The organism is Paenibacillus sp. FSL H8-0259, assembly GCF_037963255.1.
Taxonomy (GTDB): Bacteria; Bacillota; Bacilli; order Paenibacillales; family Paenibacillaceae; genus Paenibacillus_AQ; species Paenibacillus_AQ phytohabitans.
Genome location: NZ_CP150147.1, coordinates 6,124,858 through 6,142,254, shown reverse-complemented (window position 1 = coordinate 6,142,254; position 17,397 = coordinate 6,124,858). Strand labels below are relative to the sequence as shown.

Below are 17,397 nucleotides of genomic sequence, written 5' to 3'. Positions count from 1 at the left end.
TTCATCCCGGCCGATTTTACATTAATTTCATTTGCACTTAACAAAATTCGATATTATTCTGTTAAGTGGAGGGATATAAATATGAGACGATTTTTATTTGCAGGATTACTTATGATGGTTGTAGTCCTAAGTGCCTGCAGCAATGACAGCGCAGAACCTGCTTCGCAGGAAGTAGTGCAGGATACAGTTCAGAGCTTTTACAATGAAATGTCAAAATTCGATGAAATGGGTAAATCCTCGCTGGAAAATTTCAACACCACCTTAACTTCTTATTCAACCGGAGAGGCAACCGAGAAGGAGCTGCAGAAGGCCGTAGACGAGTTCCAGGATACAGCCTCCGATATTGCCGATCAGGTGAGTGATGTGAAGATTTCCAAGAGCCTGCCGGACACCATCCAGACGCTGCTCAGAGATTCAATTATTGCTTTTAAAAGTGCCTATTCCATTAAAGAGCAGGCCTCCAAAAGCGCGGTTTCTCCCGATGTAACTGCCGAGGAATTCAATGCAATGAACCAGCAGGCGGATGTAGCGATGCTGTACGGCATCTCCAAGCTGAATGAAGCCAGAGCGGCCGCCGGACTGATTGACCCGGAAGAGAGCACAGAAGGTCTAATTGTGGACCCGTCAGAAGCGGACGCGGCTGCGAAGACGGATACGGGAGCTGCAACGACAGAGAGCACGGCAGGAAACACGGCCAATTAAAAAGTATTCATCCCCGTTTAGTGCCTGAGTAATTACCAGAATGAATTCAAGCTAGCCCCACTGCTGTGGGGTTATTTTGTTGTGCCGGCGGAGTCCGGTATGGTTCCTTCCAGGTCTTGGTGCTTACATATATTTCTGCTTGCTTAAAAAGCCGGATCACGGATATAATACAAACATACGTTCGGTTGATGAGCGGACAACGTATTGCGGTATTGTATACAGACCATAGATTGGGGGAGCGGCAATGGGCAAAAAGCTGGAGGGCAATAACCTGTGGGACAGCAACCGGACAGTACTGCCGGAGCAGATGCGCGTAATCAGTAGAGGTGAACGGGAGACGTGGCAAAGCGTCAGGCCGGTTCCGGATGAGCACAAGCTGGAGGAGATTGAGCATACGCTGGCTTTGTCGCTGCGGAGTCATGTACGGGTAACGGTAGTGTTGTTTGACCCTCTTGAGCACAAGCTGCTTAGCGGATTTGTGACCTCCATTCACACCCACTCGCGCGAATTCAAGCTGCAGTGGGCGGAGGAATGGAAGTGGCTGAACGTGGATGATATTGTGGACGCCTATATCGTCTGAGGGTGCAGGCGAAGCTGGCCGGAGCGGACGGAGCGGTTAATTTCTCCCGGCGGTTTCCGTCTTTTCATAAGCAATCAGCGTGACTCCGGGATTCCCGGTCATCCGGGCGATGGCCGACTCGGCCTCGCGGATCACCTCAACAACATCCTCCTGATCGCTAAGTGCGGCTACCTTATAGCTGTCACTGTGAATATCCATGGTTGTCCACCTTTCCATGCGGGATTAAGGATTAACGGTACTCCATGTTAGTGTGGCCTGTGGGGCAGCAATTCATCCTTGTTGGCTCCTGTTTACGCTAAGCTGGATCAAGCCTCATTAAAGCCCTCAGGATTGCCTGGGGGCTTATTTCGTATGCTTCAGGGAGCCTGGCAAACTTGGGCGGATGCAGGGGGGAAAGTGTACATGCAACATTGTACAAGGGGGCATTTACTATACCAGGGGGTGAGTATATGCTGACTTTGGATCAAGTGAAGAGTAAATCGGCAGGGTGGCTGGGCAATCTGCATCCGGTGCTGCTGGCGGGTGCTACAGAGCTCATCCGGCGGAGTTATGCCAGAGGGATTCCGATCCTCATTACCCAGGGAATGCGCACCATTGCCGAGCAGAATGCACTATACGCGCAGGGAAGAACGAAGAAAGGCGCTATTGTAACCAATGCCAAGGGCGGGAACAGCTATCACAATTACGGGCTGGCAATTGATTTCGCACTGCTGCTGCCGGATGGCAAAAGCGTATCCTGGGATATGAAGCGTGACGGAGACGGGGATAAGGTAGCGGACTGGCAGGAGGTTGCGCAAGAGGCCAAGAAGCTCGGTTTCGAGTGGGGCGGGGACTGGAGTTCCTTCAAGGACTACTCTCATTTGCAGATGACCTTCGGACTAACCACTGCTGAGCTCCGGGCCGGTAAGCACCCCACCGTTCAGCAGGTGAAGGACGCATTAAGCCGGATTAACGGAGGTGACCCAGAGGTGAATACTGAGGTTAAAGTAAATATCACATTGAACGGACAGAAGCTCACGACCGGCGTGCTGGATAACGTCACCACGTACGCTCCGGTACGCACCATTGCCGAAGCGCTTGGAGCCAAAGTGACCTATGATGCGCTCAGCAAGACCGTGAACATCATAAAGGAATAATCTGCGTTGCATAGATGATGTGCCGTGTGGGGAAATTATCAGCGATAAACCACAACCACAGAGGAGGCATACCATCTTGAACAAGCTGATTACAAGCCTTGCATGCGGCACAGTACTTTCCATGAGTCTGCTCGGAGCCGGTTACACATCTGCTGCGGCTGGCACGACAGGAATGGGCGGAACGGCACCCGTTACCAACAGCACAACATCGGATACCCGGATGGGCACAATGGGTAACATGGGTGACATGGATGGCCGGAGCACACAAATGATGAACGGCCGGGGCAATACCATGATGAACCAGACGACAGGCACCATGCATAAGAATGAGACGATCATGAAGGATAAAATCCGTACCGGAGACAACAGCTCCGTCTCTCCGCTGAACAACACTACACCAACCGGCATCTACCGGGCACAAAGCACCACAGGCGATAACGATAACGGCTCTAACTGGGGCTGGCTCGGCCTGCTCGGACTTCTGGGGCTAGTCGGTATGCGCAGCAGAAGCGGCGAGCGCGAACGCCACTAGACGGGTTAGTAACTGCAAAGGGCCCGCATCAGTTTCGGCTGATCGGGCTGTTTGTCTGTATACAGGAAAATTTAATGGCAATTATTTATTGCGTATCCCCATAATACGTGATATTATATTTCTTGTCGCGTTAACCACGCACACAACATGCCGGGGTGGCGGAACAGGCAGACGCACAGGACTTAAAATCCTGCGGTACGTGAGTACCGTACGGGTTCGACCCCCGTCCTCGGCATCCATAGTAACGATGAAAGGGCCATTCAGTTGAATGAGCCCTTTTTTTGTACCCCGGTTAAAAAAGGATATTGTAAATAAAAGATCGAATTAATTAGGTGACGAAATTTGTCCATCAATAAGCTGTACAGAGGAAACCAATTAGAGACTATTAAGCTGGAGACGTTATTTAAGCTTTGTGATACTTTTGAATGTAAGCTGTCGGAGTTAATTGAGTATGTACCAGGAGAATAGATGGTTGAAAGAGCACTCGGGAGAGTGTCTTTTTTAATGGAGCCATTCCTGTGATGAATTAATTTGAGGTTTAAATGAAAAAGCACCTTCTTTATACTGGGGGACGTTCCGCCAAAGAACAATTCCAGCACGGCATTCCATTGGTCATTGTCAATCCGCATCCCCCTCCCAAGGTGACATCAACAACAATTTACCTTAGGAGGGGATTTTGTTGCAGCCGCAGTCTTTAACGGATTGGATGAAGCCCGCAATTGATGGGCGGTTTAATGGTTGCCTCAGTTCCTGTATGCGGTGGGTAATTTCTTTCTCGCTTGTCCGAACCAGTCTACCAGCTTATCGGTCAAGCCGATCCGCAGTTCGTTTGAAAACAGATGATCCAGCTTATGGTAGTGCCTCTCCGCTTCTTGGTGCCTTCCGCTTGCCGTATACAGCTTTATCAGCGCAAGTCCATCTTCTTCGTTATACGGTTCGACCTCCTGAATCCGTTCATACATCGCCAGCGCTTCCTCCTGCATTATGGCTTTCTCATAGAATCGGGCTAATGAACGGGCATTCTGATACCATAGCTTCCGTAGTCTTTCACGTTCGTCCTCCACCCACCCATAACCAATTTCCGGTAAATAGTCCCCTTCATAAAGCGAAATCAACCGCCGCAGCTCGGAATGACTATCGGTCAAATTTACGCCACTCAACTGCCGCAGGCCGTTTTCCCATTCATCAACGTCAATCCGAATGCGGCTTGTGTCGAGTATGTAGCCTTCTTGAATCGTAGTATTTTGAATGGGAGCATCGATGCCCATTTGCTTCAAGCACTTTCTAATGTGATAAATCGATGTGTACAATTGATTCGCCGCCTGCTTCACATCAAGCTCCGGCCACAGCAGTTCCAAAAGTGTCTCCTTGAGGACGATATTGCCGCGTTGGTGCAGCAGGTAAGCAAACAGAGCCTGCGTTTTTGCCGTGCGCCATTTCGGTATTTCCGGAGACCCGCCGCTGCTCTGAAAACGGAGAGACCGAAAACATAGAATGCGGGAAGGCGCTGTTGAGCGCACATCTTCCTTATGCATTCTTTTTTGCATCAGCCGCTGTATCGTTTGATCCAAACGTGCTTGATGCAACGGTTTAAGCAAATAATCGACCGCATTCAGCGTAAAAGCTTGGACAGCATACTCGCTATATGCCGTTATAAATACAATATCAGCTTCCGGACAAGCCTCGTGAGCCAGCTCTACCGCTTTGATTCCCGATATTTCCGGCAAGTGAATATCGAAAAATACGACATCCGGCTGAAGTTCCGGCATTCGCATAATAGCCTCGCGCGCATTCCCGAACGAGCCGACTACCGAAATACCGGGATATCCCGATAGCATCCGCCGAATCTGGTTTAACACCAGCGCTTCGTCATCCACCAGCATGATCTTCATGTATTTCACACTCCATAACATGTATGCATTGTTTTTTTGGCAAGATTCGACCTGTTACACCAATATTATCGGAATTTTGACAATGGATGATTAGAACTGTCCGAGCAGCCGTTGAGCGAAAACAGCATGCAAAGCAGTTGTAGAGATTCTGTAAAGATCCTTTTGTTATGATCACACCTGTCGAAAGAAAGTAGATTATATCAAGATATAGGATCAAGGGGCTTGAAGTCTCTTTGGGCAGGGGGGAGTATAAGCGGAATAGAAAAAGAACGGTTGTTGTACTCCAGCGTGTGCAGAAGCGCCCGAGTTAGAAGGGATAGACAAACTTTGTCAAGAAGAAAGGAGAACCCTGCTTAACTGAAAGAAATCTGCAATTATAGATTTTCTATAGGCTTTCGTTAGCAGGTATACACAAAATATGAAATTAAAAAATCGAAGAATGTTATCGGTTCTAATTGCAATTGCTATGGTATTGACGATGATGCCTTTTCATCCATTAGTAGTAAAAGCCGCTGCAACATCAACAATTGATCTTGGTACTCCTGTTAGTGTAACCGAAACCACCTATCAGCTGTCCAATGCTACATTTGGAAGCACAGGTGCCCTGAATGGAGCAGGGGGATACTTTACTGTGGCAGTAAATAATGGCTCTATTACTGTCGGAGCTATTCCAAGTGGTATCACCGAGTTGATTAATGGCATAAAAATCAGCGGCATTGTGACTGACAAATCTACATCTGTAAATAGAGTGTTCAATTTTTCAAATGGGAATACGTATGAAGATATTCGGACTGTTATTCAAAACTTGACATTTACAAAAGCTGTGGGGCAAACCCAGAGCGTAACAGTAAATGTAGCGCCAGGGGCACCATTGACCGATGGGAAGACATCTGTGCGTACCTATAATGGCCGCCATTTTGTATATGTGCAGAGACAGGCTGCTACCCTGACTTTTAAAGATGCTGTGACGATTGCAACAAATAATAACGGACATCTTGTAGAACCAAACGCAAATAATCCTCAAGATGTTTTTGCGATTGCTAGTATGTTTAAAGAATTTAAAACTCTCTTTGGAGGGAATTGGAACTTTCTAACCTTTATAGGCGCTACTAAAACTACAGCACCTAATTGGAACACTTCTAGTTATAGCGCTACAAGATATGTATCTAACAGCCAGTCAACAGGTCTTGATACCTCGAAAGAGTTTGTTGCTAATGGAGCGTATGACCATCTTACACTTCTGCTAGACACGACAAGTAATAAAATAGGTTACTTAGCTGTAAATAATACACACGGCAGCAGCAGCGGATATTTTGATCCGGGAGTTATTGTCGAATATAATTCCGGTGTCATTAGCAACAATATCACTGCCACAAAAAATATTGGGATTTCAGAGCTGGGAGGCAGCGTGGGAATCAGCGGTGTCGCCAAAGTTGGTGAAACGTTGACTGCGGACTTATCGGGAATCACTTATTCACCTGACACGTCAGCCAATGTGCCGACTTACCAATGGTACCGGAACGGAGTCGCTATCACGAATGCGACGGGTTCAAGCTACACGTTAACCGCTGAAGACTTCGGCGCAGAGATCACCGTGACGGTAACCGCTGACGATACACATGCTACAGGAAGCGTGACGAGCGCGGCAACGGGGGCGGTAGCGGCAGCGGACGGCGACGAGGCACCGGCAGCACCGGTAGAAGTTAGCAAAACAGTAACGAGCATTACAATGCAAGCCGTCACTGGTCAGGAATACAGCATCGACGGCGGAGTGACGTGGCAAGATAGTTCGACGTTCACCGGGCTCATGCCAGGAACGGACTATACAATTGTAACCCGTGTGAAAGCGACAGCGACGCAGTTGGCGTCTGCTATCAGCACAGGAACAGTGATTCGTACAGTAGCTTACAACGCGGGCTTGGAAGATTTGAAGCTGTCTAGCAGCACGTTGAGCCCGGCATTTGCGGCAGACACCACAAACTATACGACAAGTGTGCCGAACAGCGTGAGCGACACGACAGTGACGGCAACGGTATATGATGCTGTTTATTCTACGGTGACAGCGAGCGTGTACAATAGCGAAGGCATATTGGTACAAGGTCCGATTAACTTGACAAGTGGCGTCGCTTCCGATTCATTGCCGCTCAGCGTTGGCATCAACACGATCAAGGTGGTCGTAGCGGCGCAGGACGGCACCACGCAGACGTACATCATAACGGTGACGCGCGCCCCTAGTGGTGGCTCCGGCACGAACGGAGGTCCTGCACCTTCAGCTACTCCTGCTCCGGTATCGGGCGTGAAAACAACCGTAAACAATGAGGACAGTGGCTTCGCAACTGGCACAACGGCAAACAACGTAACGACCGTTGTGATTGATCAATATAAACTATCAGCTATTCTCTCTACAGGCAACGGACAGCAATTGAATGTGCTTGTGCCTGGCGACGGTGAGGTCAAGGTTGCAGGTTTGACCGCAGCAACCCTGAAGCAGTTGTCCGATACCGGCTCCACGCTGAATATCGAGAACCAGCTTGCTATTTATCCGATTCCAAGTAAACAAATGGATCTGGGTTCGATCATTAAACAATGGAACGGTGCGCCGCTTGGCGAAATTGCAGTCGATATTGATATCAAGAAATCGTCTGACGCATTGAAAGCCGCAGCGAAAGCTCAGGCAACCAAAGGCGGCTACGATCTGCTCGTTGATCCGGTCGATCTGTCGCTTAATTTCACTTACCAAGGTCAAACCGTTAAGCCAGATCAACTGACGGGCTACGCGCCCCGCTATATCGCATTGCCTGAAGGCATTGATCCGAACAAAATTACGACTGGCGTCATTGTTAATCCGGACGGTACCGTGTTCCATGTGCCGACAGTCGTAACGAAAATCAACAACCGTTACTTTGCAATGATCAACGACCTGCGCAGCCAGGGCAGCTACTCGGTCATCTGGAATCCGCAAAATTTCGATGACGTGAAGAGCCACTGGGCACAAGCGAGCATCAACAATATTGCAGCCAGACTGCAGCTTGAAGGTACAGGCAACAATACCTTCTCCCCGAATCGCAGTATTGACCGTTCGGAATTTGCCACGATTGTGGCAAGTGGACTGGGCTTAATGCGCCAAGGTGTAGTGGGTACGCCGTATAATGACATAACACCGTTGATTTGGTACCACGATGCCGTAACAATTGCCAGCCAGTTCGGCATTATCAAAGGCTTTGCAGACGGTGGGTTCCACGGCAGCGAACAGATTACAAGAGAGCAAGGCATCGCTATGATCGCCCGCTCCCTGCATATCGTTCAGCCGCAAGAGGCGCTGAGCGCACTACAAATCAATCAGATTCTGGCTCCTTACAGCGATATGGACCAAATCTCCGGGTATGCCCGGGAGTCCGCAGCCCAACTGATTAAGGCTGGTATCCTGCAAGGGACCGGCGGACAGCAGTTGAACCCGAAGGCGGCCATGACGCGGGCGGAAACAACGGCTATGGTTGAAAGATTGCTGAAAACTACGAAGTTGATCGACTAGTATTAAGGATTAAGAGGGGGCTGACAGCCTCCTCTTTTTTTGTGTCTCACAACACAGGCTAATGTGCCAATCCCCCGATTTATGAAACAAGGGATTCCCGCTGTTCTTGTCGAATTATGAAAGCTGCCGGATGTGTGCTTAGCATGTTCAAGCATTTGGCAGAACTGAACGGCGAAACGTTGGGAGTGAGCCCTGTATGATTTGGATAAAAAACAAAACCGCCCTGAAGTATGCTGTGATGTTCATCCTGTTTCTCTCGATACTTCTCGGTGTCCGGTGGATTTGGTCCGGTTTTTTTCTTACGCCTGAACATCCTCGTGCGGTTCAAGGCGTGCTCGATCTGCGCGGCTGGGACTTCGCGAGCTCCCGTTCCATTACACTGAATGGCGAGTGGGATTTTTATCCGGAAGCATTCGTCACGCATGAAAACAAGGATTGGATATCCCTGGACAAGCGTAATATCATGGTTCCGGGAGATTGGCGAAGTGCTTTACCGGCAGGCTCAAAGTCGTCGTTCGGTTACGGTACGTACCGGCTGCGCATTCTGATTGACCCTTTGCCGCAACAGTCCTTCAAATTCTGGATTCAGGAAATTCAAGCCTCTTCCGTTGTTGAATTCAATGGTCAGATAGCAGGAGTCGGCCAACCGGCTGAGCAAGCGAATACATATAAGCCCCGCCGGATTTCTTATACCCCGCTTTATAAGGCAAATGGGGTGAATGAGATCGAGCTGCTTGTACGCGTGGCCAATTTTGATAATCCGTTTAATGGCGGCATTGTCAGAGCCATCCGATTCGGGGCGGATACGGCCATCAATACTGAACGATGGATCTCCATTGGCTTTCAGATTGTGACCTTCGTGTTACTGATGTTTCTTGGCTTGTACGCCGTGATGCTATACCTGTTCAGTTGGCAAAAAGGGTTGCTTGCCTTTTTCATGCTGCTTTTGACCGCCGGGCTTACAATTGTGTCTGATAACGACAGCCTGCTGCTGGTAGGTATGCCTTTCATCAACTATGCATGGGCACTGAAAATTAAGATGCTCTCGTACACGTTGGTCCCCTTTTTTTTCCTGCTGATTACCAGAATATTTGTCAAGCTCCGTACAAACACGGTTTTGTTCCGTACGTACGCCATTGTTCTGGCTTTGTATTCAGGATTTGTGTTGGTCATGCCGCCTCCGCTCATTTACTATTTAATCGAATTTAAATTATTCAGGCTGCTTTATTGGTTTCCAATGGCCTGGGTTATCTATCTGATTGGCAAACTTATAGCCAGAAATCAGCCAGGTGCCCCCTTCCTGCTGCTTGCCACTATGAGTATATTATCCAGCTCCGCATGGGGATTAATTAATGCTCACTTGGAAGTAATAAACATTTATTTCCCGTTTGACGTGCTGGTGGCTATCATCAGTTTTTCCGCTTACTGGTTTAAGCAGTACTTCCGTAATTCCCAAGAAAACGCCAAACTAAATGAGCAGTTAAGAGTGGCAGACAAGCAGAAGGACGATTTTCTGGCGAACACATCCCATGAATTGCGAAATCCCTTGCACGGGATGCTAAATATGGCGCAAACCGTCCTTGACAGCGAAAAACATTCGTTGAGCGGCGAGAGTGTTCAAAATTTGGAGCTGGTGATAACAGTCGGCCGGCGCATGTCGTTTATGTTAAATGACCTGCTTGATTTGACTCGTCTCAAGGAGGGGAACATCCGCCTGCATGTGCAGACCGTTCAGGTGCAGGCGGTCGCTTCCGGCGTATTCGACATGCTTCGCTTCATGACTGATAGTAAACCGATCCGGCTGGTTAATGAGGTTCCGAACGAGTTTCCTCCTGTGATGGCAGACGAAAACCGGCTCATTCAAATTTTGTTTAATCTCGTTCACAATGCAATCAAATTTACCAACGAGGGAACTGTCGCCATCCGGGTGACCGCACAAGACGGGAAGGCGTACATTAGCGTTGCGGATACGGGCGTCGGCATGGACGAAGAAATGCTGCAAAGAATCTTCAACCCTTACGAGCAAGGGGACTCTGGCATTACGGCGTCGCCCGGGGGCGGTATCGGACTGGGCCTCGGCATTTGCAAGCAGTTAGTAGAGCTGCACGGCGAAACGTTGGAAGTGACATCTGCCTCTACCCAAGGTTCGGTATTCACCTTTGCTTTGGCGCTGTCCGATTCGCCCGTTCAACGGGAAGCGGATTTTGCAGCCGGCCTGCCGCCTGTCTATGAGGAAACCGCCGCCGCTGCCGACTTGAACATCCGTTACGGTATGGATGACGATTCTGCTGTTGTGGGGAGATCGGTGCGTCCTTCGGTATTGGCTGTGGACGATGATCCGCTCAACTTGAAAATACTGGAGAACATTCTGACTGGGGAATCTTTCGACATCATTTCGGTTACGAGCGGAAATGATGCCTTGTCTCATCTGAGTACGAGAGTATGGGATCTTGTTATTACTGACGTCATGATGCCTCATATGTCGGGGTACGAGTTAACGAGAGCGATTCGTGAGCGCTATTCGAGCTCGGAACTGCCCGTTCTGCTTCTGACCGCGCGCAACAAGCCTGAGGATATCGCCGCCGGTTTTTTGGCAGGGGCTAACGATTACATTGTGAAGCCTGTGGATGCGATGGAGTTAAAGGTTCGGGTACGGGCATTAACGGATTTGAACCGTTCCGTGCGCGAACGTCTGCGTATGGAAGCAGCGTGGTTGCAGGCGCAAATACAACCGCACTTTTTATTCAACACCCTCAATGCGATAGCTGCGCTTAGCGACATCAATCTGAACAGAATGCATCTACTGCTTGACGAGTTCAGTAATTATCTACGGGCCAGTTTCAACTTTCAAAATTCCGAGCTGCTTGTTCCGCTTGGACAGGAGCTCGCTCTCGTACGTTCTTATTTATATATAGAGAATGAACGGTTCGAAGGCAGGCTGAATACAGTTTGGGAAGTCGAAGCGAACATGGAGCTAAGGCTTCCCCCGCTTTCCATTCAACCACTTGTCGAAAATGCAGTGCGGCACGGCATCATGAGTCGTTCGTCGGGCGGAATGATTCATATTCACATCGCCCAATATGAGGATCGTACAGAAGTAACCGTTGCCGATAACGGCGTGGGAATGGATACAAAAACGCTGCAACAACTATTCGACAAACGTTCGAACCAAAGGCAGGGAGTTGGTTTATTCAATATTAATCAACGGTTGAAACAATTATATGGGAAAGGGCTACACATTCAGAGTGATCCGGGTCAAGGGACGATAGTCGCCTTTGCTGTGCCGAATCATGTGGTGAACCGCCTGAATTAGCGGCTCGCCGATGCGCATCGGCAAAAAAAGCATCTTGGAAAATAACAATGAAATTCAGCTGGATTAGATACAAGCTTCAATGCTTAGTTCCTATAAAAAAAGGGGCTGTCCCAAAAGCCATGAAATGGCTGCTTGGGACAGCTCTTTATTTTGGAGGCGTGCCCAGAGGCACGCATTATCTAGTAGTGCAAGTCCAACCAAGAGAGGGGTCCAAGCCACTATTGTAGCTAGGATGCTTGCGCATGGCGAAATCTTTATTCCTTTATATTCAAAAGGCTCATGGGATAATAAAAGTAAAGCCATTAGTCCATGCTCACCTTTGTCACCATACGAATCATCAGGATCTTCATAGGCAATTTCTCGACACTCTACTGATAAATCATTATGCACTGTGATATCCATAAATCTCAAGATAAAGAGGACGGCTTATTCTGTGAATTCAGAATAAGCCGTCCTCTTTTTGATACATGTACTTGTTTTTACCACGAAAAACTGGTTTTTCAGTGGCCTCTAGATTCTATCATTTATTCAAGATGATCAGCCATCAGCGCAGGGGTTCCGATGTCAGCATCAGCTGAGTTGTCTCACATCACCATACTGTCTACTCCACATGACCCGTCGATTGACGGAAAACCGGCATGGTCTTCACATGCGTAACCAGTGGAGGTCTGCCGGGATTTTCGATTTTGGAAAGGAGCATCTCGGCGGCAAGGAAGCCCATTTCGGATCGGTGGATATGAACGGTGGTCAAGTGGGGTTCCACGATTCGCGACTCCGGGGAATTATCGAATCCGCAGACCCTAACCTCACCAGGAATTTGAATATTTAGGTCCTTTAAGATACGAATGACATTAATAGCGATGAAGTCATTGGCGCATACGAACGCGGGTGGAAGATTAGTCATGCTTGCTAGTCGCTGCTTAAGCCACTTATAGTCATCGATATGCCGGTCGTCTTCGAGAATGCAGAAGGATTCATCAAGATCAATCCGGGCGGCATACATGGCTTTGGTGAACCCGTCCCAACGCTCGTTGAAGCTCATGCAATGGCGGGAATCGCCGATAAACCCGATCTCCGTAATTCCTTCATCAATGAGCTTCTTCGTTAGACTGAAAGTACTGTGAATGTTCTCCATCAGCAGTAGATCTGCCTTCATCTCAGAAAACGTCAGTTCTGCTGAAGCGTCAATGAATAAGGTCGGGATCCCGAATGACGTAATAAACTCCGAGTAGCTCTTGTCGAACAATTCGATACAGACAATGCCATCTACTTTACTTTTGTCGAAATTGACAGGAAGAGCCGACGAATCGAGTTCATTCTCTCGAACGATATGTATCGACAAATTAAAGCCTTCGGAGCTGATTTTTTGTTCGAGGCCGCTTAGCAGTGATGTGCCAAAATGTGAATTGTTCGGCATATTTGCTGTAAGCAGGGCAATATTACCGGTTCTTTTGGCAGGTGTGACTTCTTGTTCGAACAAGGCGAACTGCTTGTAATTCATATCGATAGCTTTCCTAACCACTTTGCTGCGTGTCTCATCCGGTATAGAGGGATTATTATTTAATGCTTTGGATACCGTATTCCTAGAAAGTCCAAGCGAATCGGCTATATCTTGAATGGTTACTTTTTCTTTGTTCAAAGATAATGGCTCCTTTAGCAGAAGTAATGCGTTCTCGACCAAAATAATCGTAGTACAAATTAATGTAATTGTCAACTTAATTGTTACAAATGAACAATTGGATTAAAAGTAAAAAGAAAGATTAATAAGGTTTTTATTTTGTGCAAAAGTAAACAAATGAACAAGAGGAATGGACGGTGTTCATTCACTTTGTTATGGCTTTTTCGTAAGAGAAAACTATCATTTCGTTGTTGAAAGCTGAAAAATCAATGAATAATCGTTATTAAAATGAAATTGTGTTTTTGTTGGTGTGCATATGTTTACTTTTATAGTCATAAAAATTCTTGACGAAGTAATCGTGATGTTGTAAGTTAAATTTATTAAGCCGTTGGCAGTACTTAATGGAAGCACTTACTTTCGTGCAATAAGTATCCAAAATCACATTTATTTTTTACAAATGAGTATTAAAGGAAGGAGACCTTGCAACAAACTTCTGGAATCACACAAAATAAAAGACCGGAAGCCCGGAATCGTACAGGACTTATGGAGAAACTTACATTATAATGCATACCGTCGGAGCGTGAGTTCATGCTGTAGCAGGCCATGCTCCAACTACTATTATTATTATTCTGGAGGAGTGGGAGAAACATGAATTATACAGAGAAGTTCCGTCCGCAGTATCATTATTCGCCACAAAAAAACTGGATGAATGATCCGAACGGACTGGTGTATTACGAGAATGAGTACCACCTCTTTTATCAGCACACTCCGTTCGCAAGCCAACCCGATTTCGGGAGAATGCATTGGGGGCATGCGGTAAGCTCCGATCTGGTCCATTGGGAGGAGCTTGAACCATCCTTGCCGCCAGGTGAGGACGGTGCAATTTTCTCTGGAAGCGCGATAGTCGATACACAGAACACAAGTGGTTTTTTTGATGAGGACGGGTCAGGGCTTGTGGCGATCTATACGAATAACGACAACAAGGTGCAACCAGGTAAGCCGCAGGTTCAAAGCATCGCCTACAGCATAGACAAGGGACGGACTTGGACGAAATATGAAGGGAACCCGGTCTTGTTTCCGGAGACGACGCTTGATTTCCGCGATCCGAAGGTATTCTGGCATGATGATACATCCAATTGGATTATGACTCTGGCTGTTCAAGACCGTGTGGAATTCTACACTTCTCCAAATTTGAAGGAATGGACATTTGCTAGTGCATTTGGCGCTGACGTCATCGGAACACATCGTGGCGTTTATGAATGTCCGGATCTATTCTCGATTCATGTCGATGGTGATCCCAATCAGAAGAAGTGGGTGCTCATTCTAAGTGTGGGCGATTGTAATGGAGTGAACCCGAATGAGCCTGAACCACCGGCAGGGGGCTCCGGTATGATGTACTTCGTCGGTAGCTTCGATGGTAAGACATTTACACCGGACGAGCCTATTCTTTCGATTCATGATGTGAAATGGATTGATTTCGGGTCTGATTTCTATGCGGCCGTCACCTGGAGCGATATACCGGAAGGAGACGGCCGCAAACTCTGGATCGGTTGGATGAACAACTGGCGGTATGCCGGGACGCTTCCGACTGACAAGTGGCGGGGAAATGCATCCATTCCACGAGAGCTGAAGTTGAGAACCTATCGGGAAGGCCTTCGTCTGGTGCAAGAACCGGTAGAAGAATTGAGAAGGATAGGTTCACCGCTTATGGCTCTGGAGAATGTAACCTTGGTTCCGGGTACGAATCCGCTGGCGGACATCACCATTGATAAAGCGGAATTGATCGCGGAATTCGAAATTGGAACCGCAACGGAGTTCGGAATGAAGGTTAGAAAGTCTGCAGATGAAGAAACGGTGGTCGGGTACGATACCCTAAACATGGAGTTGTTTGTCGATCGCACGAAATCAGGCACTACGAATTTCCATCCGGACTTCGCAGCTAAGCACCAGGCACCGCTGCTGCCTGTTGATAACCGTGTACGCATGTCAATCTTCATGGATTGGTCGTCGATTGAAGTGTTCGGTGGTGAGGGTACAGCGGTCATCTCGGACATGATTTTCCCCGCTTCCGCAAGCAACGGACTTGAGCTTTACACGGTAGGCGGAAACGCAAAGCTGGTGTCGCTTCAAATCAATGAGCTGGGAAGCATATGGAGAGATGAGATCAAGGAGGAAGCACATGCGTATCGGGGCAATTGAAGCAGGCGGAACAAAGTTTGTATGTGGTGTCGGGAATGAATTAGGGGAGATTGAGGATCGGGTTCATTTTCCAACGCGGCGACCCGAAGAGACGATGGAGAATGTCATCGCCTACTTCCGGGATAAGAGAGTCGATAGCATAGGGATCGGATCGTTTGGTCCGATCGACCTCGAACACTCCAGTCCGACTTACGGTTATGTGACGACAACGCCAAAACCTGGCTGGTCCGGATATAATTTCGTGGGTACGCTAAAATCGGTCTTCGATGTTCAGGTCGGTTGTGATACGGACGTCAATGCTGCCGCGTTGGGCGAAGCCACATGGGGTGCAGCACAAGGATTGAACAGTTGTGTCTACTATACGATCGGGACTGGCGTAGGAGTCGGCGTTTATACCGAAGGTAACCTGGTACATGGACTTGTTCATCCAGAGGGTGGACATATCCTCACAAGGCGGCATCCGAACGATGATTTTGGTGGCAATTGTCCCTATCATGGCGATTGTCTGGAAGGAATGGCGGCAGGCCCGGCGCTGGAAGCCAGGTGGAAGGCTAAGGGCGATACACTGCCGGAAGACCACCCGGCATGGGAGATGGAGGCGTTCTACATTGCGCAGGCCATATCGAATGTCATCCTGACGTTATCCCCTAAGAAAGTCATTCTCGGCGGGGGCGTGATGAAGCAAGTCCAGTTATTCCCGATGATCCGAGCGCAGGTGGGCAGCATTCTCAATGGATACGTGAGTGCCAAGCCTATTGTATCGGATATCGAACATTATATTGTCGCCCCTATGCTCGGCGATAATGCCGGCTTGTGTGGGGCATTAGCACTTGGGATAAGAGCGTTAGGATCACACACAACGGTACAAAAATAAGCGGGAGTTTAGAGTATTTAAAGGCTCAATCCCAAAGTCAGTACATTCGATCAAACCAAGCAATAATTAGAAATCCATTATCAAAGGTCATTTCACACAACGTGTGCACAGATAGTAGTGCGCACGTTGTTTCGATTAAAAATTCTTTGTTACGGAGTTAAGAATCAGATTGATGGACAATACATAACTTCTGTCAACGGTAATGCATCTTTTAATGAAAGGAAGCATTTATAACATGACAGACTAGAGCTTATTGAAAGCGGATTAAAGCTATACGACAGAATATCCAATAAACGATATAGAATTCAAATACAATGAAAAGAAGATCGATGAGGTCAATGAACGGCTGCTCTGAATGCGGACGGAAATGAAGAAACCAAATATAATTAAAGGATGGGAGCATTTATCAATGAAAATGGATGATGATAAATTACATCAGTATTATTTGGAACTAAATGGTCCGAATTCCAGAGAATAGAACTCCTCTCCAACATGCATTCACACCCTATTGGCATCAAGGGATTATGTAAAAAAGAAATTTGATGTTTTTGATGAAATTCAGGTATGTAATATTGGGATTGGAACTGGAGGTTGGGACGACTACCTTGGATATTGGCTTAAGGGAGGCCTTCGATATTGTAACCCTAATTGGGTCCGCAATTAATGAAACCGGGGACTTCGAGAAATGCTTGGATTCATGCTTTTGTTTAATTAAGCCTGGAGGACATTTGATGTTTATGGCAGGTTTAAAATATACGCCCTTTGAAATGTTGGAAGAATATATAAGTCATACTAAATATCAAATTATGCAAAACGATTTATACGAAGCCTTTCCTGAATATCCGTTTTTCATCAGCAAAATCAGAAAATGATATATGGAGAAAGACCATTTTCTGCTTCGTTATTAATTGTATTCTATCTGGTTTTTGTAAGTGACGGCAGCGAAGCGAAGCACCAACGATGCCGTGACATAATTTTACGAAAAAAAAAGCACTAGGATGAAGAACAACGCCAACCAT

Annotated in this window: 12 protein-coding genes, 1 tRNA gene and 1 pseudogene; 11 read left to right on the top strand and 3 right to left on the bottom strand. The window is 47.6% G+C overall.

Annotation, left to right across the window (positions count from 1 at the left end):
* The first annotated feature begins 81 nt into the window (after positions 1 to 81).
* Positions 82 to 702: a hypothetical protein gene (locus NSU01_RS26255; RefSeq protein WP_144026073.1), complete on the top strand. Its 621-nt coding sequence runs from the start codon at positions 82 to 84 to the stop codon at positions 700 to 702.
* A gap of 244 nt (positions 703 to 946) precedes the next feature.
* Entirely contained in the window at positions 947 to 1,282 is a 336-nt protein-coding gene (locus NSU01_RS26250; RefSeq protein WP_076243855.1) for a YolD-like family protein, read from the top strand.
* 36 nt (positions 1,283 to 1,318) lie between these two features.
* Here NSU01_RS26250 and NSU01_RS26245 read toward each other — a convergent pair whose 3' ends face one another.
* Positions 1,319 to 1,480: a hypothetical protein gene (locus tag NSU01_RS26245; protein WP_171719987.1), complete on the bottom strand. Its 162-nt coding sequence runs from the start codon at positions 1,478 to 1,480 to the stop codon at positions 1,319 to 1,321.
* Between the two features lie 251 nt (positions 1,481 to 1,731).
* Here NSU01_RS26245 and NSU01_RS26240 point away from each other — a divergent pair, with 251 nt between their 5' ends.
* The 4 genes and pseudogenes from NSU01_RS26240 to NSU01_RS26225 all read left to right on the top strand — a co-directional run.
* On the top strand, positions 1,732 to 2,418 hold the full coding sequence (locus tag NSU01_RS26240) for a M15 family metallopeptidase (protein ID WP_076243852.1): 687 nt from the start codon (positions 1,732 to 1,734) through the stop codon (positions 2,416 to 2,418).
* Between the two features lie 76 nt (positions 2,419 to 2,494).
* Positions 2,495 to 2,950, top strand: a complete 456-nt coding sequence (locus NSU01_RS26235; RefSeq protein ID WP_052422035.1) for a WGxxGxxG family protein — start codon at positions 2,495 to 2,497, stop codon at positions 2,948 to 2,950.
* Positions 2,951 to 3,099: 149 nt separating this feature from the next.
* Positions 3,100 to 3,185, top strand: a tRNA-Leu gene (locus NSU01_RS26230).
* A 101-nt stretch (positions 3,186 to 3,286) separates the two neighbouring features.
* Positions 3,287 to 3,418: pseudogene (locus tag NSU01_RS26225) on the top strand (helix-turn-helix transcriptional regulator); the annotation flags it as partial.
* A 275-nt stretch (positions 3,419 to 3,693) separates the two neighbouring features.
* Here NSU01_RS26225 and NSU01_RS26220 read toward each other — a convergent pair.
* Positions 3,694 to 4,842: a response regulator gene (locus NSU01_RS26220; RefSeq protein WP_076243849.1), complete on the bottom strand. Its 1,149-nt coding sequence runs from the start codon at positions 4,840 to 4,842 to the stop codon at positions 3,694 to 3,696.
* A 1,408-nt stretch (positions 4,843 to 6,250) separates the two neighbouring features.
* Between NSU01_RS26220 and NSU01_RS26215 the strand changes: the two genes are divergently transcribed.
* Together NSU01_RS26215 and NSU01_RS26210 are read left to right on the top strand one after the other, a co-directional pair.
* Positions 6,251 to 8,374 carry an S-layer homology domain-containing protein gene (locus NSU01_RS26215; protein WP_179093511.1) on the top strand — a complete coding sequence of 708 codons (2,124 nt, stop codon included), beginning with the start codon at positions 6,251 to 6,253 and terminating at the stop codon, positions 8,372 to 8,374.
* 196 nt (positions 8,375 to 8,570) lie between these two features.
* The gene (locus tag NSU01_RS26210) at positions 8,571 to 11,687 is read left to right on the top strand and encodes an ATP-binding protein (RefSeq protein ID WP_076243845.1); all 3,117 of its coding nucleotides are present in this window, start codon (positions 8,571 to 8,573) and stop codon (positions 11,685 to 11,687) included.
* 601 nt (positions 11,688 to 12,288) lie between these two features.
* On the opposite strand, the gene NSU01_RS26205 is transcribed toward NSU01_RS26210, so the two are convergent.
* On the bottom strand, positions 12,289 to 13,326 hold the full coding sequence (locus tag NSU01_RS26205; RefSeq protein ID WP_042139124.1) for a LacI family DNA-binding transcriptional regulator: 1,038 nt from the start codon (positions 13,324 to 13,326) through the stop codon (positions 12,289 to 12,291).
* Positions 13,327 to 13,953: 627 nt separating this feature from the next.
* On the opposite strand from NSU01_RS26205, the gene NSU01_RS26200 reads away from it, so the two are divergent.
* From NSU01_RS26200 to NSU01_RS26190, 3 genes are all read left to right on the top strand, one after another.
* A complete protein-coding gene (locus NSU01_RS26200) occupies positions 13,954 to 15,504 on the top strand; it encodes a glycoside hydrolase family 32 protein (RefSeq protein WP_076243842.1) in 1,551 nt (516 codons plus the stop codon).
* The gene (locus NSU01_RS26195; protein ID WP_076243839.1) at positions 15,485 to 16,378 is read left to right on the top strand and encodes an ROK family protein; all 894 of its coding nucleotides are present in this window, start codon (positions 15,485 to 15,487) and stop codon (positions 16,376 to 16,378) included. The genes NSU01_RS26200 and NSU01_RS26195 overlap by 20 nt, the downstream gene beginning before the upstream one ends.
* A 731-nt stretch (positions 16,379 to 17,109) precedes the next feature.
* A complete protein-coding gene (locus NSU01_RS26190) occupies positions 17,110 to 17,250 on the top strand; it encodes a hypothetical protein (protein WP_339302353.1) in 141 nt (46 codons plus the stop codon).
* Positions 17,251 to 17,397 lie beyond the last annotated feature (147 nt).

Excerpts from the sequence above, each read along its gene's own strand:
- NSU01_RS26255 (WP_144026073.1), top strand. The coding sequence starts at position 82 with ATGAGACGATTTTTATTTGCAGGATTACTTATGATGGTTGTAGTCCTA.
- NSU01_RS26250 (WP_076243855.1), top strand. The coding sequence starts at position 947 with ATGGGCAAAAAGCTGGAGGGCAATAACCTGTGGGACAGCAACCGGACA.
- NSU01_RS26245 (WP_171719987.1), bottom strand. The coding sequence starts at position 1,480 with ATGGATATTCACAGTGACAGCTATAAGGTAGCCGCACTTAGCGATCAG.
- NSU01_RS26240 (WP_076243852.1), top strand. The coding sequence starts at position 1,732 with ATGCTGACTTTGGATCAAGTGAAGAGTAAATCGGCAGGGTGGCTGGGC.
- NSU01_RS26220 (WP_076243849.1), bottom strand. The coding sequence starts at position 4,842 with ATGAAGATCATGCTGGTGGATGACGAAGCGCTGGTGTTAAACCAGATT.
- NSU01_RS26210 (WP_076243845.1), top strand. The coding sequence starts at position 8,571 with ATGATTTGGATAAAAAACAAAACCGCCCTGAAGTATGCTGTGATGTTC.
- NSU01_RS26200 (WP_076243842.1), top strand. The coding sequence starts at position 13,954 with ATGAATTATACAGAGAAGTTCCGTCCGCAGTATCATTATTCGCCACAA.
- NSU01_RS26195 (WP_076243839.1), top strand. The coding sequence starts at position 15,485 with ATGCGTATCGGGGCAATTGAAGCAGGCGGAACAAAGTTTGTATGTGGT.
- NSU01_RS26190 (WP_339302353.1), top strand. The coding sequence starts at position 17,110 with ATGTTTATGGCAGGTTTAAAATATACGCCCTTTGAAATGTTGGAAGAA.